This window comes from Candidatus Brocadiaceae bacterium (assembly GCA_012728835.1).
In the GTDB taxonomy this organism is placed as follows: Bacteria; Planctomycetota; Brocadiia; order SM23-32; family SM23-32; genus JAAYEJ01.
This window is the reverse complement of sequence record JAAYEJ010000045.1, coordinates 1-21,864: the sequence shown is the minus strand read 5'-3', so window position 1 is coordinate 21,864 and position 21,864 is coordinate 1. Positions and strand designations below refer to the sequence as shown.

Annotated in this window: 23 protein-coding genes; 12 read left to right on the top strand and 11 right to left on the bottom strand. The window is 71.0% G+C overall.

Annotation, left to right across the window (positions count from 1 at the left end; translation table 11 throughout):
- Positions 1-25 precede the first annotated feature (25 nt).
- Together GXY85_06900 and GXY85_06895 are read left to right on the top strand one after the other, a co-directional pair.
- Positions 26-427 (top strand): BlaI/MecI/CopY family transcriptional regulator, encoded by a 402-nt coding sequence (locus GXY85_06900; protein NLW50559.1) that lies wholly within the window; start codon positions 26-28, stop codon positions 425-427.
- 35 nt (positions 428-462) lie between these two features.
- Positions 463-2,115 carry a hypothetical protein gene (locus tag GXY85_06895; GenBank protein NLW50558.1) on the top strand — a complete coding sequence of 551 codons (1,653 nt, stop codon included), beginning with the start codon at positions 463-465 and terminating at the stop codon, positions 2,113-2,115.
- Between the two features lie 12 nt (positions 2,116-2,127).
- Here the strand turns inward: GXY85_06895 and bcp are convergent, their stop codons facing one another.
- The 4 genes from bcp to GXY85_06875 all read right to left on the bottom strand — a co-directional run bounded on the left by bcp (position 2,128) and on the right by GXY85_06875 (position 4,987).
- Complete coding sequence (gene bcp / locus GXY85_06890; protein ID NLW50557.1) at positions 2,128-2,595, bottom strand: thioredoxin-dependent thiol peroxidase; 468 nt, start codon at positions 2,593-2,595, stop codon at positions 2,128-2,130.
- A gap of 88 nt (positions 2,596-2,683) precedes the next feature.
- Entirely contained in the window at positions 2,684-3,427 is a 744-nt protein-coding gene (locus GXY85_06885) for an esterase family protein (GenBank protein ID NLW50556.1), read from the bottom strand.
- Between the two features lie 42 nt (positions 3,428-3,469).
- The gene (locus GXY85_06880) at positions 3,470-4,393 is read right to left on the bottom strand and encodes a GNAT family N-acetyltransferase (protein ID NLW50555.1); all 924 of its coding nucleotides are present in this window, start codon (positions 4,391-4,393) and stop codon (positions 3,470-3,472) included.
- Positions 4,394-4,534: 141 nt separating this feature from the next.
- Entirely contained in the window at positions 4,535-4,987 is a 453-nt protein-coding gene (locus tag GXY85_06875; GenBank protein ID NLW50554.1) for a nucleoside deaminase, read from the bottom strand.
- 89 nt (positions 4,988-5,076) lie between these two features.
- Between GXY85_06875 and lpxD the strand changes: the two genes are divergently transcribed.
- Positions 5,077-6,114, top strand: coding sequence for a UDP-3-O-(3-hydroxymyristoyl)glucosamine N-acyltransferase (lpxD, locus tag GXY85_06870; protein ID NLW50553.1), 1,038 nt, complete (start codon positions 5,077-5,079; stop codon positions 6,112-6,114).
- Positions 6,115-6,149: 35 nt separating this feature from the next.
- Here lpxD and GXY85_06865 read toward each other — a convergent pair whose 3' ends face one another.
- Positions 6,150-7,247: a membrane dipeptidase gene (locus GXY85_06865; GenBank protein NLW50552.1), complete on the bottom strand. Its 1,098-nt coding sequence runs from the start codon at positions 7,245-7,247 to the stop codon at positions 6,150-6,152.
- A 176-nt stretch (positions 7,248-7,423) separates the two neighbouring features.
- Here GXY85_06865 and GXY85_06860 point away from each other — a divergent pair, with 176 nt between their 5' ends.
- From GXY85_06860 to rsmA, 9 genes are all read left to right on the top strand, one after another.
- Positions 7,424-8,530: a Gfo/Idh/MocA family oxidoreductase gene (locus GXY85_06860; GenBank protein ID NLW50551.1), complete on the top strand. Its 1,107-nt coding sequence runs from the start codon at positions 7,424-7,426 to the stop codon at positions 8,528-8,530.
- Between the two features lie 56 nt (positions 8,531-8,586).
- Positions 8,587-9,171, top strand: coding sequence for a GNAT family N-acetyltransferase (locus GXY85_06855; GenBank protein NLW50550.1), 585 nt, complete (start codon positions 8,587-8,589; stop codon positions 9,169-9,171).
- 75 nt (positions 9,172-9,246) lie between these two features.
- Positions 9,247-10,023 (top strand): M55 family metallopeptidase, encoded by a 777-nt coding sequence (locus GXY85_06850; protein ID NLW50549.1) that lies wholly within the window; start codon positions 9,247-9,249, stop codon positions 10,021-10,023.
- On the top strand, positions 10,023-10,841 hold the full coding sequence (locus GXY85_06845) for a hypothetical protein (protein ID NLW50548.1): 819 nt from the start codon (positions 10,023-10,025) through the stop codon (positions 10,839-10,841). Before GXY85_06850 ends, GXY85_06845 begins: the two co-directional genes overlap by 1 nt.
- Positions 10,842-10,886: 45 nt before the next feature.
- Complete coding sequence (locus GXY85_06840) at positions 10,887-11,123, top strand: CopG family transcriptional regulator (GenBank protein NLW50547.1); 237 nt, start codon at positions 10,887-10,889, stop codon at positions 11,121-11,123.
- A gap of 95 nt (positions 11,124-11,218) precedes the next feature.
- A complete protein-coding gene (locus GXY85_06835; GenBank protein NLW50546.1) occupies positions 11,219-12,103 on the top strand; it encodes a sulfite exporter TauE/SafE family protein in 885 nt (294 codons plus the stop codon).
- A 91-nt stretch (positions 12,104-12,194) separates the two neighbouring features.
- Entirely contained in the window at positions 12,195-13,367 is a 1,173-nt protein-coding gene (locus tag GXY85_06830; GenBank protein NLW50545.1) for a phosphoribosylaminoimidazolecarboxamide formyltransferase, read from the top strand.
- A gap of 68 nt (positions 13,368-13,435) precedes the next feature.
- On the top strand, positions 13,436-14,290 hold the full coding sequence (locus tag GXY85_06825) for a diaminopimelate epimerase (protein NLW50544.1): 855 nt from the start codon (positions 13,436-13,438) through the stop codon (positions 14,288-14,290).
- An 11-nt stretch (positions 14,291-14,301) separates the two neighbouring features.
- On the top strand, positions 14,302-15,192 hold the full coding sequence (gene rsmA, locus GXY85_06820; GenBank protein NLW50543.1) for a ribosomal RNA small subunit methyltransferase A: 891 nt from the start codon (positions 14,302-14,304) through the stop codon (positions 15,190-15,192).
- Positions 15,193-15,200: 8 nt separating this feature from the next.
- On the opposite strand, the gene GXY85_06815 is transcribed toward rsmA, so the two are convergent.
- The 6 genes from GXY85_06815 to GXY85_06790 form a co-directional block, all read right to left on the bottom strand.
- Positions 15,201-16,163, bottom strand: coding sequence for a hypothetical protein (locus GXY85_06815; GenBank protein ID NLW50542.1), 963 nt, complete (start codon positions 16,161-16,163; stop codon positions 15,201-15,203).
- An 89-nt stretch (positions 16,164-16,252) separates the two neighbouring features.
- On the bottom strand, positions 16,253-17,689 hold the full coding sequence (locus GXY85_06810) for a glycosyltransferase (GenBank protein NLW50541.1): 1,437 nt from the start codon (positions 17,687-17,689) through the stop codon (positions 16,253-16,255).
- Between the two features lie 36 nt (positions 17,690-17,725).
- Complete coding sequence (locus tag GXY85_06805; protein ID NLW50540.1) at positions 17,726-18,373, bottom strand: hypothetical protein; 648 nt, start codon at positions 18,371-18,373, stop codon at positions 17,726-17,728.
- Positions 18,374-18,487: 114 nt separating this feature from the next.
- Positions 18,488-19,744, bottom strand: a complete 1,257-nt coding sequence (locus tag GXY85_06800; GenBank protein NLW50539.1) for a competence/damage-inducible protein A — start codon at positions 19,742-19,744, stop codon at positions 18,488-18,490.
- 96 nt (positions 19,745-19,840) lie between these two features.
- Entirely contained in the window at positions 19,841-21,385 is a 1,545-nt protein-coding gene (locus GXY85_06795; GenBank protein NLW50538.1) for a hypothetical protein, read from the bottom strand.
- Between the two features lie 24 nt (positions 21,386-21,409).
- Positions 21,410-21,864 (bottom strand): hypothetical protein (locus tag GXY85_06790; protein NLW50537.1); only part of this gene is annotated, 455 nt, incomplete at its 5' end.

The following is a 21,864-nucleotide window of genomic DNA, read 5'->3' as shown; positions in this document are numbered from 1 at the left end:
CTCTGAAGCCACGGGAGCCGAGCAGATGGGCAGGGCCGAGACGTGCACACTGACGCCTCTGGAAGCGGCCGTGATGAACGTGGTGTGGGAGCTGTCCGAGGCGACCACGCGGCAGGTGCACGAACAGCTCCGCCGGACCGCCCCGCGAGCCTACAACACCGTCCTGATGGTCATGCGGGTGCTGCACCAGAAGGGCCTGCTGGCCGACGAGCGCCGGGGCCGTTCGGTGGTGTACCGCCCGACGGTCACACGCGAGGAGGGCGCCGAACAGGCCATCAAGGACCTGGCCGACCGTTTCTTCGCCTGTTCGGTCCCCGCCCTGCTGGGCCACGTGATCCGACACATGCCGTTGAACCGGAGGGAACTGCGCGGAATCCGCAGGGAACTGGACCGTCGTGACGGCGAGTCCGCCGAGAGGACGCGCTGACGCCTGCCCGGGCCAACGGGATGGGACGCGACCGCGTGAACGAACGCAGAGTCATGATCATCGGGCTCGACGCGCTGACGCCCGAACTCACGTGGCCGTGGGTGGCCGAAGGCGTCCTGCCGAACCTCGCCCGCGTCCTGGAAACCGGCGCCGGCGGGCCGCTCCGCAGCACCATCCCGCCCTGCTCGCCGGCGGCATGGAGCACGTTCGCGACCGGCCTGAACCCCGGCAAGCACGGCATCATCGGCTTCAGCCGCACGCGAAGCGACGACTACCGCCCGCGCCTGGCCACCGCCGCCGACCGCGCCGGCGAGACATTCTGGGAGACTGCCGGGCGACACGGCATCTCCGGCGGCATCCTGAACCTGCCCTTCACCTATCCCCCGAAGCCGTTCAACGGGTTCATGATCTCGGGCATGATGACGCCCAGACTGGGGAGGGCCATGGCCAGCCCGCCCGAGGTCTTCGACGACCTGATGGCGGCCAGCCCGGACTACACCATCGACGTCGGCCTGCTCAGCGCGGTCGGCGAGGCCCCGGAGACCATCCTGGCCCGGCTGCTCGACAGCCTGCGGGCGCGGTGCCGGGCGGCCGTGGGGCTGTACCGCAAGCACCGGCCGCCGCTCTTCTGCGTCGTGTTCGTGGCGGCCGACCGGGCGTGTCACTGCTTCTGGCCCTACCTGGAAGCCGCACGGTCCGGGCAGACTCTGACGCCCCGTCAGCAACGCATCGCCGGTGCCGTCCGGACCACCTACGCCGCGCTGGACGAGGCCGTCGGCACGCTCATGGCGGAGGCCGGCGCGGATACGGACGTCCTCCTGCTGTCGGACCACGGGTCGGGCCCGCTGCGGGCGGGCCTGAGTCTGCGCAAGGCGCTGGCCGCGGCGGGGCTGCTCACCCCCACGCCGCCGCGACCGTTCGCGCGCGGGCGCCGCTCGGCCGGCCGCCTGCTGGCCCGGGTCGTGCCCTACTCCCTCAAGCGCGTGCTCCGATCGCTCCTGCCCGGCCTGGCCGGTTGCGTCGCGTCCGGGGCCGCCGCCGGAGGCGTCGACTACCGCCGAAGCCTCGCCTACCCTGTGGGCGCGGACCACGGCGTCTACGTCAACCTCCGCGGCCGCCAGCCCCAGGGCATTGTCGAGCCGGGCGCGGAGTATGAGGGCGTGCGCAACCGCGTCATCGAGGCGCTGCGGCCACTGCGCGACCCCCGCACGGGCCGCCCCGTCATCCGGGCCGTGCACAGGCGGGAAGACATCTGGTCCGGCCCGCGGCTCGACTGCCTGCCCGACCTGATCGTCGAGTCGGAGGACGACCAGTACAGCATGCAGACGCTCAGCGAGGGGCCGGACGGCGGCGCGGTCTACGCCCTGCCCGAGGTGCGCTGGGACCGGGTGAGACTCATGGGCGGACACCGCTCCGAGGGCGTCCTGATGGCGGCGGGCCCGCACGTGCGGCACGTCGAGTTGCCGGACGCCGCCATCGCCGACGTGCCGGCCACCGTGCTGGCGCTCCTGGGCTGCCCGATCCCCGAGGACTACGACGGACGGGTCCTGACCGAGATGCTCACCGACGACGTGAGCGCTCCGCGCCGCGCCGCCGTGCCGCGCACAGAGCCCGGCCCCGATGGCGCGTTGCCCCGGCGGGACGAGGCGGCCGTCAGGAGCCGGCTCGAGCAGCTCGGGTACATGTAAGCGGGCGGGCCGTCACTCCGGCCCCAGGGCGGCCAGCACGGAGGGCACCGTGCGGGCGGGGCTGATCCCGTAGAACGCCTCCTGGATCCTGCCGGCCTCGTCCACCAGAAACGCCGATCGCACGATGCCCCTGTACTTCCGGCCGAACATGGACTTCTCCGCCCGGACGCCGTATGCCTCGGCCACGGCATGGTCGGCGTCCGACAGCAGCGGGAAGCCCAGCCCGTACTTGCCGTCGAACCTCTTCAGACGCCCGGGCAGGTCGGGGCTCACCCCGACGGCGTCGACCCCGAGCGCCGAGAGGTCGGGCCGGGCGTCGCGCACGCTGCACGCCTGCTTCGTGCAACCGGGCGTGTCGGCCTTGGGGTAGAAATAGACGAGCACCTTCCGCCCGCGGAAGTCGCTCAGCTTCACCGTGTTCCCGTCCTGATCCGCCAGTTCGAACGCCGGCGCCGGGTCGCCCGGCTTGAGTTCGGCCATCGCGCGTTTCCTCCTCCCGCCCCGAGAGGGCTGCGGCCCGTCCGCCGCCGGGCATTCCGCCGTCCCGCGCCCATGCAGGCGGCGCGCCTCAGAGCCCGAGGGCACGCTTGTGGAACTCGATGCCGGCCGGCAGGTGCTGGTCCCACGCCACCAGGCTGTGGGGGCCGGGCAGCTCGGCGTAGTCGTGCGGGATGCCCAGTTGGTTCAGGTGGTCGTGCAGCCGGCGGCTCTGGGGGAGCAGGTAGTCCTCCGTGCCGCACTCGATGCGGATGGCGGGCCAGAGTTCGCGCTCCATCTGCTCGGCCAGCCACCAGACGTCGTTCGGTCCCCCGACGGGATCGTCGCCCAGTATCCGCCGGGCGGCCTCGCCGCAGTCAGAGAGCGTCAGCCACCGTTCCAGGTCGTAGGCACCGGCGCTCCCGACGACGGAACAGAACACGTCGGGATGTGCGAACGCCAGCTTGACGGCCCCGAGCCCGCCCATCGAGTAGCCGCCGATCGCACGGCCGTCGCGCTCGGGAATGGTGGGGAAGAAGCGGTCCACGAAGCCGATCACGTCCTTGAGGATGTGCGTCTCGAACGGCTCGCCGTGCACGGCGTCGCAGTAGAGCCCCCGCCCGCCGTCGGGCATGACGACGATGAGCGGCAGCTTGTTCACGTACCGCTCGATGCCCGTCATGCGGCACCAGTAGGCATCGTCCTGCGACATGCCGTGCAGCAGGTAGAGCACGGGCCAGGGGCCGCCGCCCTCGGTCAGGTCGGGCAGCAGGACGGTCAGGTGCCTGTGGTTGCTGAGCGTCTCGGCCCAGTAGTTGATCTGCAGCCTTGCCATGGTTCTGCTCCCGGAGACTCTGAAGATGCGGGAAGGGATCGGTCAGCGACGGGCCTGCGCGGCCGGCGGGGCGACCGTGCGCCCGAACCCGTGCGTCCAGTCGGCCACGTGGTAGCCGAAGTTGCTGTAGAAGAGGAAGGCGCGGTGGTTGTGCAGGCGCGTGCTGATGGCCGCATGGCGGTAGCCGACGCCGCGCATCTCGACGAACGCCCGGCGCAGCAGGTGCATGCCCAGCCCGTGCCCCTGGTATTCGTCGTCCACGCCGAGCCAGACGACGAAGAACCAGTCGCGCGCCCGTTCGTCGTCCGAGTAGTCGCCCACGCGCACGCACCGGCACTGGGCGATCGGCCGGCCGTCCTTGAAGGCGTCCAGGGTCGCCGCCGGGCGGCGGTCCGGTGCCGCGTGCCACTGCACGGCAATGTCCACCGGCTCGGCGGGCGGCCGCGGCGGCACGGGCTCGAAGTCGGGCCACGCGAGCACGACCTCGCCCGCCACCCGCTCATAGCCGTTGACCAGCAGCAGGGCCTGCACGTGCCCCAGGCTGTCGGACAGGTAGCACGGCCGCATCTGGCAGAACGGGAACTTGTAGCGGTCCCGGAACACCTCGATCCGCCCGACACCGCACCGGCTCAGGTGCGCCTCGGCCTCCTCCAGCAGCGCCTGCCCGACCGCCCGACATCCCGGCTCGTACCAGAAGAAGCGGATCATCCCGAGCCCGGCCTCGCCCTCCGGATCGGGCGGCAGCACGCCGGCCTGGACGAAGCCCCGCACGCCGTCGTCGTCGGCAGCCGCGAACGCCGCCATCGCCGTGAGCGGCGGGTCGCGTACCAGCGCCTCCGGACTGGCCACGGCAGCGGCCACGTCGTCCGCACGCACCGGGTAACAGAGCGGCACCCGGCCGAAGGTCCGGTTGTACGACTCGGTGACGGCGCCGGCCATCTCGGCTCGATAGGGCAGGATGGGCATGATGCGTGGCTCTCAACCAGGTGCGGAGACGCAGCCCCCACGGGGCGGTCAGGATAGACGGCCGGCGGGGGCGGTGTCAATGCTCGGCGGGCGCACGGGCACGCACGGCCAGGCACCGCCCCAATGGGCAGCGCCCGGGGGTCAGCGGCGCGACTCGAAGAACTCCCGCAGCAGTGCCAGCGCTTCGGCGGCGCGCACGCCGGCGGTCACCGCCAGGCGGTGGTTCAGGCGGGGCTCGCGCACGACGTCGAGGACGGACTCGCAGGCGCCGCTCTTCGGATCGGCAATGCCGTAGACGAGGCGCGCCACGCGCGCGTTCACCAGCGCTCCGGCGCACATGCAGCACGGCTCGACCGTGCAGTAGACCACCGACCCGTCCAGCCGCCACTGCCCGCGGGCGGCGGCTGCCTGCCTGAGCGCGACGATCTCGGCGTGGGCCGTCGGGTCCCGGAGCGTCTCGCGCAGATTGTGCCCGCGGCCGATGACGATGCCCTCGTGCACGACGACGCAGCCGACGGGCACCTCGCCCTCGGAGGCGGCCGCGCGCGCTTCCCGGAGGGCCATGTCCATGTAGCGCTCGTCGTCGGTCGCCATGCCGTCCCCTTGTTCGCGCCCGTGCTCAGCAGGTAGCATGTTCGGCGGATCACCGGGCGGAGTCAAGCGAAGCGGATTGCGAGGGGAACATGCCGCGTCTCACAGCGAAGGAACTGGCCGAGATGGTCGGCGGCGAGCTGGTCGGCCGCGACGACGCGACGATCCGGGACCTGCGGGCGATCGAGTGCGCCGGCGCGGGCGACCTGGCCGTGCTGCGCAACCGCCGCGGCGCGGCCGAGGCCGAGGCGTGCCGTGCGAGCGTGCTGATCACCCCCGTGAGGCTCTCGGAGTATGCCGGCGCCCAGGTGGTGTGCGCGGACGCCGAGTCTGCGCTGGCCATCGTCCTGGAGGCATTTGCTGCCGAGCGGGTTCCGGCCCCGACGGGCATCAGCCCGGACGCCTGCGTGGCCGCCGATGCCGAGCTGGGCCGGGACGTGGCCGTCGGCGCCGGCGCCTTCGTCGGCGAGGGCGCGCAGATCGGCGACCGCGCCGTGATCTACCCGAACGCCTATGTCGGCCCCCGCTGCCGCATCGGCGCCGGCACGGTGCTGCACGCCAACGTCTCGGTCCACGAGGGCGTCACGATCGGCCGGGAGTGCATCGTGCACTACAATTCGGTGATCGGCTCGGAGGGCTTCGGGTTCGTCCAGCGGGACGGGCGCAACGTCAAGCTGCCCCAGATCGGCACCGTGCGCATCGGCGACCGCGTGGAGATCGGCGCGCTGACGACCGTGGACCGGGCCATGCTCGAGGCGACGGTGATCGAGGACGGCGTCAAGATCGACAACCACTGCCACGTGGCGCACAACTGCCACGTCGGCGCCGAGAGCATCATGGCCGGCGCGGCGAAGCTGGCCGGCAGCGTGCGCGTGGGCAGGGGCGTGATCATTGCCGAGGACGTGGGCGTCTCCGATCACGTGACGATCGGCGATGGCGCCATCCTGGCCGCGCGCACGGGGGCCTCGCAGGACATCGAGGCGGGGGCCGTCGTGTTCGGCGTGCCGGCGCGCCCCATCGGCCAGCAGCGGCGCATCATGGCGCTCACCGGGCGCCTGCCCGAGATGGCCGAACGCCTGCGCGCGCTCGAGGCCGAGGTGGCCCGGCTGCGCGAGGCGGCGGGCGGATAGCCGCGCGCGGCACCCGGGGGCGGCCGGCGGGCCGTTCACCCGCCCCAGACCTGCTCGAAGACGCGCAGGAAGTTCTCGCCGAGCACCTTGAGCACCACCTCGTCGGGATGCCCGCGCCGCACCAGTTCCTCGGTGATGGCGGGCACCTTCGAGATGTCCTCCAGGCCCTTCGGCGCGCCGCTCAGCCCGTACAGGTCGCTGCCGAGCCCCACGTGCTCCGGCCCGACCAGGTCGATGACGTACTCGATGTCGTCGACCACGTCGCCGACGTGGCGGGCCCCCAGGAAGAAGACGCCGAAGACGCCGCCGTTCTGCGCCAGCGCCTCCAGGCGTTCGCGCCCGCGCGTGACGTCGTAGGAGGGATGCAGCCGGCTGTCCTCGGGCCGCAGTGGGAAGAACGCCCGGGGGCTGCGGTGCGAGAGCACCACCGGCGCGGAGCTGACCTCCAGGGCGTCCCAGAAGCCGCGCGCGTCGAAGTGGCCGACGTCCACGACCATGCGCAGCTCGTTCATGCGGCGGATGGCCTGCTTGCCCGGATCGGTCAGGCCGCCGGTGTGGATGCCGTGCATCGTGCCGTCGCAGTAGTAGTTGCGGCGGTTGTGCGCCATGCCCGCCATGCGCACGCCCAGCTTGTAGAACAGGTCCAGCATCTTCAGGTCGTATCCGACGGGCTCGAGGCCCTCCAGCGCCATGACGGCGGCGACCTTCCCCTGCTCCTTGGCGCGGCGGATGTCGGCGGCCGTCGTAGCCAGCTCCAGGCGTTCGTTGTCCTCCACCTCGCGATGGAGCCACCAGACCATGTCGAGCGACCGCCGCAGGGCGTCGTGGAGCTGGCGGTCATCCACGTAGATGGCGCAGACCTGGGCCGTGAGGCCCCCGCGCAGGAAGTGGGGCAGGCCGTACTGGCCGATGGTGCCGAAGGCCGACCCGCGCGGCCACTTCGTGTACTTCGACTCCGGCGGCGGCATCAGGAAGGGCGGCTGCCAGGCCGCCGGGTCGGGCACCTGCACGTCGTCCGCCATGCGGATGTGGCCGTCCGCGATGGGCATCAGGATGTCGGAGTGGCAGTCGATGACGATGGCCCGGCTGTGCAGCTCTGCGGCATGTGCGGCGGCGTCGACGGGGGCCGTCATGGCGGATCTCCTGTGTGCGGGAGCGGTGGATTATGCCCCCGGCCTTGCGCCCGGTCAAGTGTTGGGCGCGGGCCGGCGCGTGTGCCGCCGGGCGCGTTGACATCCCCAAGGGGCAGCCGTACACTCCCATGGCTGTGGGACGGCCCGTGCGAATACCTCAGGTAGGGAGATGGACCATGGCTGCCTTCCGCGTGGGGATCATCGGCTGCGGAGACGATCCGGCGAAACGAAGCGCAAAGGGCTACGCGATGGCCTACCGGCACGGGCCCGGCTACCTGGCCCTGCCCGACCAGTGCGAGCTGGCGGCCTGCTGCGACCTGGTGCCGGAACGGGCCCGGAAGTACGCCGCGCAGTTCGGCGTCGCGACCACATACACCGACTACCACGAGATGCTCGCGAAGGAGAAGCCGGACATCGTGAGCATCTGCACGTGGATGCACCTGCACGAGCAGATGGCCGTCGACTGCGCCGAGGCCGGCGTCAAGGCCATCCACTGCGAGAAGCCCATGGCCACGACCTGGGCGGGCTGCCGGCGCATGGCGGAGGTGTGCAGGGAACGGGGCGTGCAGCTCACGTTCAACCACATGCGGCGCTTCGGCGGCCCCTTCCGCATGGCCAAGGAACTGCTCGACGCCGGCGAGATCGGCGACCTGGTGCTGATGCAGTACGGCGAGGGCAACCTCTTCGACGCCGGCACGCACCACATGGACATGCAGGGGTTCTTCAACGATCACCACCGCGCCGTCTGGGCCGTGGCCCAGATCGACTACCGGGTCGAGAACCTCGTCTTCGGCAGCCACAACGAGAACGTCGCCCATGGGCTGTGGAAGTACGAGAACGGCGTCTTCGGCCAGTGCGTCACCGGCCCCAGGGACGCCGCCTGGGCCGTCGTCGGCGCCTACGACAAGCTGATCGGTACCGAGGGCGTCATCGAGGTCGGCCCGCTGATCGACCAGGACCCGCGGCCCCTGCTGCGCATCCGGCGCAAGGGCAGCGCCCGCTGGGAGGACATCGACACGAAGGGCGAGGGCCTGCACGGGCGCAACGACGACCCCGGCGCCTACCACAACCGCGCCATCGCCCACGCCGTCGAGTGCCTGCAGAAGGGCACCGAGCCCGAGCACGGCGCGCGGAACGCACTGAAGGCCACCGAGATCATCTTCGCCTGCTGGGAGTCGGCCCGGCGCCGCGGCATGGTCGATCTGCCGCTGGAGATCGACGACAACCCGCTGGTTCAGATGATCGAATCCGGCGAACTGAAGCCCGAGCCCCGCCGCGACTGACGCGTGCCGGCCGCCCGGGGCCCGTTCCGTCCCCGCATGAACAGGAAGCCGTGCCGATGAACACCAACCTGCCTCACACCAGCATCTGCATGGTGCGACCCACCCTGTCCGACCTGCCCGCGGTGGCCCCGCCGGTCCCGTACGCCTTCCGCCCGTACGCGCCGGGCGACGAAGCGGCCTGGGTGCGCATCCACGAACTGTCCGATCCGCTGAACACGGCCGAGCTTGCGCTCTTCGAGCGCGAGTTCGGGCATGACGCGGAGGCACTTCGCCGGCGGCAGCTCTACCTCTGCGATGGGCAGGGAGAGGCCGTCGGGACGATCACGGCCTGGCACAACACGGACTTCCCCGACCGCGCCTACGGCCGCGTCCACTGGGTGGCCATCGTCCCGGCGCACCAGGGCGCCGGCCTCGGCAAGCCCCTCCTGGCCGCGTGCCTGCATCGCATGGTCGAGCTGGGCTGCGAGGGCGCCTACCTGACCACCAACGCGCCGCGCATCCCGGCCATCGGCCTCTACCTGCGGTTCGGCTTCCGTCCCCGGGTGCGCTCGGAGGCCGAACGGGAGCCGTGGCGCCGCGTGGCGGAGAACGTCCGCCCCGAGCTGGCGGGCCTCGTTCGCGCGGCCCTGGAGGACGCCTGAGGCCCCCGGACGTTGAACCTCGTGTGCGATGTGGTATACAGGGCCTTCGTACGCCTTGCACAAAGGAGCCGGACTGTGAAGGTATTCATACTGACGGACGTGGAGGGGGTGACCGGGCTCGTGGACGCCGCCCAGTTGTCCTCGGGCGAGGACGCCTATCGGCTGGTCTGCGAGAACCTGATGCTCGACCTGAACGCGGCCATCGAGGGGGCGTTCGAAGGCGGTGCGACCGAGGTGCTGGCCTGGGACGGACACGGCGGGCGCAACAAGCTGAACTTCATCCCGGAGATGCTCGACGGGCGCGCGGCCGCCGTGGACAGGACGCACGTGGAGTGCATCGGGCCGGACGAGAGCTTCCAGGCCGCCTTCGCCGTGGGCTACCACGGGATGGCCGGCACGCTGAACGGCTTCCTGGACCACACGCAGAGCGGCCTGACGATCTTCAACTGGTACATCAACGGACGCCGTGTGGGCGAGCTGGTGCAGGACGCGCTCACGTGCAGCGCGGCCGGCGTGCCGCTCCTCATGGTGTCGGGCGACGAGGCGGCCTGCGCCGAGGCCCGCGCCTTCTTCGGCCCCATCCAGACGGCCGCCGTCAAGCAGGGCGTCGGCCGCAGCAAGGCCATCGGCTACCCGCCCGAGGAGGCGCGCGCACGCATCCGCCGGGCGGCGCGTCAGGCGATGGCGCTGGTGGGAAAGGTCCAGCCGATCCGGCCCATCCTGCCCATGGAAGTGAAGATCGAGTACACGCGAAGCGACTACTGCGACGGCGCGGCGGCCCGGCCGGGCGTCGAGCGGCTCGACGCGCGCACCATCCGCTGGGTCACCTCCGACCTGAGGAAATGGCACTGATGAGGATCTACATCCACACCGACCTGGAAGGCGTCAGCGGCCTCGACGAGGAGGAGCAGCGCCAGTTCGAGAAGCAGGACCTCTACCGGCAGTCGTGCGAGAAGCTCATGCACGACGTGAACGCCTCGATCGAGGGCGCGTTCGAGGGCGGGGCCGACGAGGTGATCGTCATGGACGGCCACGCGGGCATCCAGCGCATGAACTTCATCCTGGAGATGCTGGACAAGCGGGCCGAGTATGACCCGCGCGACGAGAGCCGCTGGTGGGGCATGCTGGACGAGACGTGCGACGCCACGTTCTTCGTCGGTGCACATGCCATGGCCGGCACGCTCAACGGATTCCTGGACCACACGCAGAGTTCGACGACGATCCAGAACTTTCTCATCAACGGCCGCAAGGTGGGCGAGCTGGCCATCTGGGCCACGTTGGCCGGCGGGTTCGGCGTGCCCATGGTGATGGTCTCGGGCGACGAGGCCGCCTGCGCCGAGGCCCGGGCCTTCTTCAGCCCGATCGAGACGGCGGCCGTCAAGCAGGGCGTTGGGCGCAACAAGGCCATCGCCTACCCGCTCGAGGAAGCGCGCGCCCGCGTCCGCGAAGCCGCGCGACGGTCGCTTGCGCTCGTCGAACAGGCGAAACCGTTCCGGCCGATCCTGCCGATCGAGGTCAAGGTGGAGTACATGAAGTCGAACTTCTGCGATGAGGCGGCCGCCCGGCCGGGCGCGGAACGGCTGGACGCGCGCACCATCCGCATGGTCATCGAGGACCCGCGCGACGTCCTGCCCTGGCGCCCCTTCACGAACGCCGAAGGAAGGGCTTGACAACGGGCCGCAGGAGGGGATAGACTCCGGGGTCAGGAGTGTCCTATGAGTGCCACGGGATCGGCGTCCGACAAGGTCACGTTGAAGATCCCCCGTCCGCTCTACGAGCGCCTCCAGCGGCTGATCGAAGACACCGGTTTCCATTCGGTCACGGAGTTCGCGGTCTTCGTGCTGCGGGACCTGGCCAGTCCGGCCAGCACGCCGCGCAGCCGCTCGGAGGGGTTGTCGCAGGCCGAGGTGGAGGCCGTTCGGCAGCGGCTGCGGACGCTCGGGTATCTCTGAGGAACGGAGCGGCCGGGTGGCCGGTTCCCCTTTTTTGCCTCCTGGACACTCCGTTAGGAGTGTTGCCAGATCTTCGCGTCGCAGAAGGAGCCGTCATGAGAACCGTGGTCCGCACCTTCGCCGGGTCGTTGTTCGGCGCCGTCGCATTCTTTGCCATCGCCTGCGTCCTGGCGGGGCAGCTCGGGTGGACCGCGTCGGCCGCGTGTCCCTTCCAATGGCAGGGGCTCGGCTTCGTCGCCCTGGCCTTCTTCTGCGAGTATGTGGATTCGACGCTCGGCATGGGCTACGGCACGGCCCTGACGCCGCTGCTGATGCTGCTGTTCGACCTGGAGCCGCTGGTCGTTGTGCCGTGCATCCTGCTGAGCGAGCTGATCACCGGCCTGTCGGCGGGAGTCGCCCACCACGTGGCCGGCAACGTGTCGTTCACGCGCGACTCGCGCGCCACGTGGGTGGCGGCCACGCTCAGCGCCTGCAGCGTGGTCGGGGCGGCGGCCGCCGTCTGGGTGGCGGTGAACATCCCGAAGGTGTACCTGAAGATCACCATCGGCGTCATTGTCCTCTCCATGGGCGTGTTCATCCTGGCGGCCGCGGGGCGCGTCTTCCGCTTCTCCTGGGGACGGATCACAGGGCTCGGCCTGCTGGCCGCCTTCAACAAGGGCCTCAGCGGCGGCGGGTACGGCCCGCTGATCACCGGCGGGCAGATCCTCAGCGGCGTCGAAGAGAAGAACGCCATCGGCATCTGCAGCGTCTCCGAGGGCGTCACCTGCATCGTCGGCCTCATCACCTACGTGATCGCCGGCAAGGCCATCGCCTGGGACCTGGCCGTCCCGCTGACTCTGGGGGCCTTCGCCTCGGTGCCGGTCAGCGCCGTCACCGTCAACCGCATCAGCGCCCGCAGGCTCCGCCTGCTGATCGGCGTCCTGACGGCGGCGCTCGGCACCCTGACGCTCGTGCAGATCCTCGCGAAGGTGCTTCATTGATTGACCGTTCGCACGCGCGCCTGTATACTCCGGGTTCGCCCCGGGCCTGCCCTCGCAGGCCGCAGAACCCGTGACAGCAGAGGACGCAGGGATGAGCGAGATCACACTGAGGTACGGCTGCAACCCGCACCAGGGCGCCGCCCGTCTGGTCATCGGGCAGGAGCCGTCGCCCCTGCGCGTCGTCAGCGGCGCGCCCGGCTACATCAACATCCTGGACGCGCTGGCGGCCTGGCAGCTCGCCCGTGAGCTGAAGGCGGCCACCGGCCTGCCGGGCGCCGCATCGTTCAAGCACGTCAGCCCGGCCGGCGCGGCCGTCGCCCGCCCGATCTCGGACGCGTTCCGCGCATCGCAGATGATCCCCGAAGAGGACCTCTCGCCCGTGGCCACCGCCTATGCCCGCGCGCGCGGCGGCGACCGGATGTGCTCGTTCGGCGACGTCGGCGCAGCCAGCGACGTGGTGGACGAATCCCTGGCGCGCCTGATCCGCCGCGAGGTCAGCGACGCCTTCATCGCGCCCGGCTACACGCCCGAAGCGCTGAAGATACTGAAGGGCAAACGGGACGGGAAGTACCTGCTGCTCGAGATCGACGCCGACTACGAACCTCCAGCGGTGGAAGACCGCGACGCGTTCGGCTTCCGCCTGCAACAGGAGCGCAACAACGCCCGGATCGACCGCAGCATCATCCGCGACGTGGTGAGCGCGAAGAAGGACATCCCGGAGGCGGCCGTCCAGACGCTCCTGGTGGCCACCATCGCGCTCAAGTACACGCAGTCGAACTCGATCTGCGTGGCCTACGACGGGCAGGTCATCGGCATGGGCGCCGGGCAGCAGTCGCGCGTGCACTGCACACGTCTGGCCTGCGACAAGGCCGACAAGTGGCTTCTGCAACAGCACCCGCGCGTGCTCGCCCTGCCCTTCAAGGACGGGTTGAGCCGCATCGACAAGACGAACATCGTCGACTCCTTTCTGCTCTGGGACGAGCTGGCCGACGCCGAGAAGTTCGCCATGCTGCCGCAACTGACCGAGATGCCCCGGCCCCTCACCCGGGAGGAGCGCGCCGACTGGGTGGCGCAGTTCGACGGCATCTGCCTGAGTTCGGACGCCTTCATCCCGTTCCGCGACACCGTCGACCGCGCCAGCCGCTCGAACGTCCGCTACGTCCTGCAGGCGGGCGGCTCCCTGCGCGATGACGCCGTAACGGCCGCGGCCGACCAGTACGGCATGGTCATGGTTCACTCGGGCCTGCGCCTGTTCCTGCACTGAGAAGCCCCTTGACGAGGCGCCCGCCGCAGGCAGCCGCGGCCGACCGCGGCAATCAGGAGAGACCGCCGATGAGGTTCCGGAAGTACCACGGGCTGGGCAATGACTACATCGTGCTCGATCCCGCCGACCTGGCGGCCGAGCTGACCCCCGAGCGCATCCGCCTGATCTGCCACCGGAACTTCGGCGTCGGGTCCGACGGCATCCTGCTCGGCCCGATCGCGACGGACGAGGCCGACTTCGCGCTGCGCATCTTCAACCCGGACGGCAGCGAGGCCGAGAAGAGCGGGAACGGCCTGCGCATCTTCTGCCGCTGCCTCTACGACACGGGCCGAGTCCGGGGCGGCGAGTTCACCGTCCTGACCGCCGGCGGCACCGTGCGCGCGCAGGTCCACGACGGCGGCCGCGAGGTCACCGTCGAGATGGGCCGCGTGAGCTTCCACAGCGCCGACATCCCTGTGGCCGGTCCGCCGCGCGAGGTGCTGAACGAGGAGATCGAGGTCGCAGGACGCGTCTACACCTTCAGCGCGGCCACGGTCGGCAACCCCCACTGCGTCATCCTTCAGGACGAGGTCTCCGCCGACGAGGCCCGCGCCGTCGGCCCGCACGTCGAGACCGACCCGCGCTTCCCCAACCGCACGAACGTGCAGTTCATGAAGGTGCTGGACCGTTCCAACGTGCGGATCGAGATCTGGGAACGCGGCGCCGGCTACACGCTGGCCTCGGGCAGCAGCTCGAGCGCCTCGGCCGCCGTGGCGCGCAGGCTGGGCCTCTGCGACGGCCATGTCACCGTCCACATGCCCGGCGGACGCCTGAGGATCGACATCGACGAGGAGTTCGCCATCACCATGCGCGGCCCCGTCACGCGCGTCGCCGAGGGGACCATGGCCGAGGATGCCTTCGGAGGGGCCGGCGTCCCGCTCTGAGGGAGACCACCATGCCCAGCCGCAGCGCGCCGCCGGAGCCGCCGTCCCATCCGCGGGACATCCTGGCGGCCCACGGCCTGAGCCCGCGCAAGGTGTTCGGCCAGAACTTCCTGGCCGCCCCTGCGGACCTGGACCGCGTGGCGGCCGTGGCCCGGCTGGACCCCCAGGAGGTCGTGCTGGAGATCGGCACCGGCCTGGGCCGCCTGACGCAGCGCCTTGCGGCCGGCGCGCGCATGGTCGTCTCGGTCGAGATCGACCGCGGCCTGCACGCCGTGGCCGCCCATCGCCTGGCCGCCGCCGCAAACGTCCGGCTCCTCTGCTGCGACTTCCTGGAGAGCAAGCACAGGATCCGCGCCGAGGTGACCGACGCCGTGCACGCGGCGGGCGGCGCCGACGGCCCCCTGAAGGTGGTCAGCAACCTTCCCTACGGCATCAGCTCGCCGGCCATCGTGAACCTCCTGGAGTGGGAGATACCGGTCGCCGAGATGTGCCTGATGCTGCAGAAGGAGGTGGCGGACCGGGTGGTGGCCCGGCCGGGCACCCGGGCCTACGGGCCTCTGACGGTCATCGTGGGCCACTGGGCGGAGGCCGAGCGGCTGGCGACGTTTCCGCGCCATGCCTTCTGGCCGCCCCCGGAGGTATCGTCAACGCTGCTGCGGATCGCCCGGCGGCCGGCCGTCGCACGCACGCCGGATTACGACGTGTTCGCGGCGGCGGTGGCCCGGCTCTTCCAGACGCGCCGCAAGAGCCTGGCCGCGGCCGTGCGCGCAGCCTGGGACGCCCACGCGGCGGACAGGGTCACGCGTGCAGCGGGGATCGACACGCGCCGCCGCGCCGAGGAACTGACGGTTGCCGAACTGCACGCGGTCGCACGTGCCCTCGGGCCGCCGGAACGGACGTAGCCTGCGGCTCACGCGCGCGCGTCCCCGTCCCTGGCGGCGTCCGGGTCCTCGTCGTTCAGCGGCATCGCGAGCAGCTCGGAGTCGACGTCCGCCTCGGCGTCCACCGCCTCCATCTCGGCCGGGTAGTCGGTGATCTCGGCGTCGTCTTCGGGCTCGGACGCGGCGGATTCGGCGTCGGGCTCGGGCCGGTCCTCGTCCTCGTCCTCGTCTTCGTCCTGGTCCTGGTCGACCAGGTCCTTGGCCTCCTGCTCCCATACCTCGAACTCGTCGCTCTCCTCGGGCTCGGCGGCGGCGCCCGGCAGGGCGGGCTCCCCGCGGCCGCCCAGGAGCGAGCGCTCGGCCTTCTCCCGGCTGCGCACCATGCCCTCGATGCTCTCGATGCGGCTGACGCCGAGCTGGAGTTCGGACTTCATCTGCTGCAGGATCGCGCTGACGGAGTTGTCGAAAGAGTCGAAGACGCCGCCGAGTTCGGCCTGGAAGGTGCGGCCCAGCATCTCGCGGAAGTCGTCCAGGCGGTCGAACAGGTTGGGGATCCGGGCCTCGACCTCGTCGATGCGCTCCCGGCAGGCCTTCAGTTGCTCGTCGAGTCGGCTCAGGCGCGCCTCGCCCTTCCCGATGACCTCCGAGAGTGCGCTCCGATGTTGTTCGAGCCGTTCCTGGAGGGCATCGCCCTTCTGGTCGATCTTCCGGGTCATCCGCGTGTCCAGGTCGCCCGTGCGTGCGTCCAGGCGCTGCTCGACGCGCTCTTCGGTCTCGCCGACGCGCGAATGGAGGGCCGTCATGTCGTCCAGAAGGTCGCGGGTCGTCTGCGCGGCCTGCAGGGCCATGCGCCGGCCGCGGACGAGCATCACCTGCAGGCAGACGAACAGGATCAGCGCCACCACGACGCCGTAGAAGGGCACCAGCAGCGCCAGGTCGCCGGACGCATGCAGATCGACCACTTTGTTCCACACGTCGGTCCAGAATTCCATGGGTGTCTCCTCAGGGTACGGAGGTCTCTTGTCTTCCTGCGATGGTAACAGAAAGGTCACGGCCGAAACAACGCGACGGGCCGTTCGGGTCAGCGGCCGGCCAGCCCGTGTCGCGTCTTGTCCCAGTGGCTCGGCCGCAGAAGCAGTTGCACGAGCCCGCGCCACGCTCCGACGCTGGTGATGCACCAGTAGACGGGCACCAGGAGGCAGTACTTGACCAGGTCGTGGAACCCCCGCTTGCAGCTTGCCAGCATGGCGGCGTAGACGAAGGCGAAGTTCCCGAGGAACAGGCAGAGCAGGCCCCAGAGGATCAGGGGGAACGGGAAGAGTTCGGCGAATGCCTTCCATCGGAAGACGAACCACAGGGCCGTGAGCGTCCAGTAGAGGGGGTTGATCAGGAGGCAGACGAACGTGCCGCCGATCATGACCTGGAAGCTCAGTGCGCGCCGCAGCCCGAGGGCGTGCACCAGCGCGAAGGGCCGCCGCTGGTGCGCCAGGTAAGTCTGCAAGTAGCCCTTCGTCCACCGGGACCGCTGCCGGACCCAGTAGCCGAGCGCGCTGCACGCCTCCTCGTGGGTGGTCGAGTCGATGATGCGCGTGCGCTTGCCCGCCAGGGCCAGCCGCACGCCCAGCTCGCAGTCTTCGGTCACGTTGTAGGGGTCCCAGCCCAGCAGAGCGCGCAGTTCGCAGGTCCGAAAGTGGTTCGAGGTGCCCCCGAGCGGGACGGGTCCGCCCAGGTGGTCGAGCCCGGGCAGGAACAGGTCGAACCAGACGGCGTAGTCCGTGGCGAACCAGCGGGTCAGGAGGTTCTGGCGGGCGTTGTAGAAGTCCAGCTTCGCCTGCAGGCAGATCACGTCCGGCTCATTGCGCTGAAAGCCCAGGACGGCCTTCTTGAGCTGGTCGGGTTCGGGTCGGTCCTCGGCGTCGTAGATCACCAGGAACTCGCCGTGCGCCAGCGCCAGGCCCAGGTTGCACGCCTTGGGCTTGGTGCGCGGCCCCACGTCGGGCACGACGGCCACCCGCACGTAGCGCGGCAGGCTCAGCAGGCTGACGGCGTGCCGGGTCTCCGCGTCGTCCTCCTCCAGGAGCCAGATGACCTCGAGCCGGTCCTTCGGGTAGTCGAGTGCCCGCAGCGCGTCGAGCAGGCCTTCCACAGATTCGCGCTCGTGGTAGAGGGGCACCAGGATCGTGTAGACGGGCAGGGCGGCGTCCGGCAGCCCGGCGATCTCGTCCCGCGTGAACGCCATCTCCCGCGCGGCGCCAACCGAGAGGTCCATCAGGTAGGCCTTGAACGCGACGGTCACCAGGTAGAACGCCAGGAGCGTGCCGTTGAGGACCAGGAGCGTGGCGCCGAGCCGGAACGCCAGCCCGGCCACGACGACGCCGAAGGCGCCCAGCAGCACGCCGACCTGAAGGCCGTTGACGACCCGCATGGCGCTCACGCCGGGGTGGCGTCGCGGGAAGGCGAACATGAACTCGCGCGCCTCCCGGGTCACCTCCAGCGTCTTCAGTCCGTCAGCGGGCAACGGCGTCTCCGTGCGGTCCAGGGGTGCCGGGCGGGGTCACAGGTCCAGGCCGTGCACGTGGCGGGCGTAGAGTTCCATCGCTTCGAGCGCCCGCCTCAGCCGGTGCAGGGTGTCGCGATCCGTCCGCTCCAGCCGGTTCTCCATCGACTCGAGCCTGCGCACCTGGAAGCGCGCGGTCTGTACGCGGTTCAGCAGCATCTGGCGAATCTCATCGCGCCGCCGCTCGCCGGCCACCCTGACCTCCTCCTCCCGGTCCTGCGCGGTCCGGTCCTTCTGCCGGTAGAGCCGCTGGATCTGCCCCATTACGTCCTCGTCGATCTTCGCCACGGCCGCCTGGACCTGGTCCAGTTCCGTCAGGCGCCCGAAGGCGGCCGCGGGGTCCCACGCCCCCCCCCGGAGCGACGGGCCGCCACCGACCGAACCGGGGCCGTCGCGCTTCTCGTCGTCGCCCCGCAGGCGCTTCATCAGCAGTTCGGGGTCTACGTTCAGACGGCCCGGGTCGCCCGTCTCGTCCATGGCGGTGCCCTCGGCGACCGCCTCCAGGTTGCCGATCGGCACCGTGACGGTCGCCCCGCAGCGCGGGCAGGGCATCACGCCGCCTCCCTCGACGCCTACCTTCACCTTCAGGCGCGTGCCGCACGTCCTGCACCGGAACCGTATGAAGCCGTCGTCCTTGTCTGCCATGGAGCCTGTCCCTCCTCTGTGAGGGCGCGCGGGGTGCGGCGGACGCCTCGCCGTCGCGGGTCGGCCCGGCGCTCCTTGCTTTGTGCAAACGAAGCCCGGCCGTATTGTATTCGGTCAGCGCGCCGATTCCACCCCCCGCAGCAACGTGAGGCGGGCGGCGTTGAGCACGTCCTTGGCCGCCCGGTCGCGGATGCGCTCCCGGTCGCCCCGGTACTGGTGCCGCTCCACCTGCACGTGTCCGTCCAGGCAGACGGCCGTGTAGGCCAGGCCGACGGGCTTCCGGACGCTGCCGCCGCCGGGGCCGGCGATGCCCGTGGTGCCCATGCCCAGCCGGGCGCCCGTCGCCCGGCAGATGCCCCGGGCCATCGCCTCGGCCACCTCGGCGCTGACGGCCCCATGCTGCTGGATCAGTTCCGGGGGCACGCCGAGCTGGGCGCACTTGACCTCGTTCGAATAGGCGACGACGGACCCGGCCAGCCAGCGGGAGATGCCCGGCACGCCGACCAGCATGTGGCTCACGAGCCCGCCGGTCAGCGACTCGGCCACGGCCACGGAGACCTGCCGCCGGGCGAGTTGCTCAGCCAGCGCCTCGGCCAGGGTGGCCTCGCCCGCGCCGAAGACCAGGTCGGCGAACCGCTCCCTGAGGACCGCCACGTCCGCATCGAGCAGCCGCCGCGCCGTCCCTTCGTCGTCCGCATGCGCCCGCACGCTGATGCTGATGATGCCGTCGCTGACGGTGATGCCGAGGGACGGGTTGCGTCCGAAGCCGCTCATGTCCGCGATGCGTTCGTCGGCCACCGACTCGGGCAGCGGGTAGAGGCGCACGACTGCGGTCTGAACGCATTCGGCGGTCGGCAGCGCCCGGCGGATGAACGGCACGACGCTGGCATGGAACATGGGCCGCATCTCGCCGGGCACGCCCGGCATGGCGACCATCCAGGACTCGCCGGCGCGGCAGGCGAACCCGCACGCCGTCCCGTTCGGATTGGCGAAGACCTCCGAGCCCTCGGGGAACAGGGCCTGGGTGAACTGGCGAGGCTCCGGCTCGCGCCCGAAGCTCCGTATGCGCTCGGCCACGTGGCGCCGGGCGTCGGCGTCCTCCACCAGCGGCCGGCCCACCGCCGCCGCGATGGCGTCGCGCATCCGATCGTCCGCCGTCGGCCCCAGCCCCCCCGTCATCACGACCAGCGCGCTGTCGGCGGCCGCCCGGACCAGTTCCTCCCGGATGTGGTCCGGCGCGTCGCCGACCACGACGATGCGCCGCATGTCGAAGCCCTGCCTTTCCAGTTCGGTGGCCAGGAAGGCCGCGTTCGTATCCAGGATCCGGCCGCGCAGAAGCTCCTCCCCGGTGGAGATCACGATGGCCTGCAAGGGAGATCGTCCTTCGCAATAGGGGGAACGATGCGTCTCCCGGCGGATTATACTGGAGGGAGGCCGACCGGCAAAGGGCCGCGCCGGAGACGGCCTTCATGCCTGCGGCGCAGGCCGGCCGGTGCGCTGCGAGGCGCAGGCGAGCACGAACGCGAAGGCGATGCCCACGCCCCGCACCAGGTAGTGGGTGAACGCCATCCCCCCCGCCGCCGCACAGAGCGCCCCGAACGCCCCGAGCGCCAGCCCGCGCGCCAGGTCGTCTTCGCCTTCGCAGTAGGAGCGAACCGCGCCGTGCAGGCCGAACAGCAGGACGGACAGCAGGCCCAGGACGCCGACCAGACCCGTCTCCGTCAGCCAGACGAGGTAGAAGGCGTTGCCGCCGGCCTCCATCAGGTTGGCGGAGGGCTTGCTTACGTTGTAGACACCGCCGGGGTTGAGCAGGCGGTCCGGGGGCGGCTCGTAGTACCGGTTCACGCGCACCTGGTAGTTGCCCGGCCCGACGCCGAACAACGGGCTGCGCGCCACCGCCTGCAGGGCCGCCTGCCACTCCACGTAGCGCTGCTGCCACACGCTGTTGTCGGCGCTGCCGAGCGGGGCCGGCTCGGTCTGCGGGGGCACGCGGCCGCCGCCGTAGACGGGCAGCACGTGGAAGCGGTCGAACGACTTGCGCAGCATCGCCGAGTCCAGAAGCACCGCGCCGTGGCGCTGCGGCCCGAAGCCGAACACGGCCGTCCACAGCACGAACAGCGCCAGCGCCGTTGCGGCAAACGCCTGCCGGCCGCGCACCCACGCGACCGTGAGCACGCCGACGATCGTGAACGCCCAGAGCCCCGCGTGCAGCAGGAGCAGCATGCCGGCGGCGGCGGCCACCCCGCACGCGGCCCGCACCGGCGGGCGCCGCACGCACAGCGCAAGGCCCCAGAGCAGGGGCACGGCGAGGCTGACCCAGGCGCCGAGCACGTTGCGGTTGCTCAGCGTCCCGGCCTGTTCGTGAGGGCCCGCCGCCTCGGCGGCGAACCCGAAGCTGCCGTCCACCTGCGCCGGGCTGACGGCGAACCGGGGGTCGGTCGCGTCGGGGCGCAGGCGGCCGTAGTCCCAGACGCCGATCAGGATGGCCGCGAACGCGCCGCACAGGAAGGCGCCCGTCAGCCGCGTCCGCCAGGCCGGATCGCGCAGCCGGTCGGCCAGCACGGCGTAGGCACAGCCCAGGAGGACGGCCAGTTGCACGAGTTCCTGCACGGCCCGGCCCCAGGCGACGGTTCGTCCTCCGAGCAGGCCGATCGGCTTCAGGTGGGGCACCGCTGCCAGGACGACGGCCCCGAACAGCGCGATGAGGGCCGCCGGATAGCGCCGGATGCACGACGTCAGGCGGCCGTCGGCCCGCCCGGCGACCAGCCAGAGGCCGAAGGCGACCACGAACAGGGCGTCGCTGACGCAGATTCCGACGGCGGGGATCAGGCCGGCCGCGCGCAGACCGAAGCCGAGCCTCTGCGCCAGGGCGTCGGCCCACTGGCGCACCGTGATCTGCGTAGGGTGCAGGGCGAGCGCGGTCAGGAGCGTCCACAGAAGGACGGCCTGCAGGCGCCCCCCGGCACGCACGCCGTCCGGGGTCCGGCGCGGCTCGGCGGGTGCCTCTGCCATGGACGAACCTCCGCCCGGGCGACGCTACGACCGCATCTTCTCGAGCAGTTCGCCCAGTTCGCGATGCAGCAGGTTGATGCGCCGCACGGTGGCACGGTCTTCGCGTGCCTCACCGGCGAGGCACGCCATGTTGGCCACGTGCGGTCCGAACCCGGCGGTATACGTAAACTCCTTGTCCTTACGTATATAGGCGAACTCGGCCCGACGCGTGTATCCCATCTGGCCGACCAGCCCGTCCAGGCGCGCGCGGACGTTGGGCACGTCGTCCAGGCTGACGGGGGCGGTCAGGATGACGTACGTCATCCCCCCCGTGCGGACGAGGCGAACGGTCACCTCGCGCCGCCCCATCCTGTAGCGGGCCAGGTCGACCGGGCTGTCAAGCGGGCCGTATTCGTCCTTCAGGCTCCCGTGGCGGATCGCCCGGTTCAGTTCATCCACGTTCTCGAAGATGCCCGGGTCGGCCGACGCTGGTGCGTCGG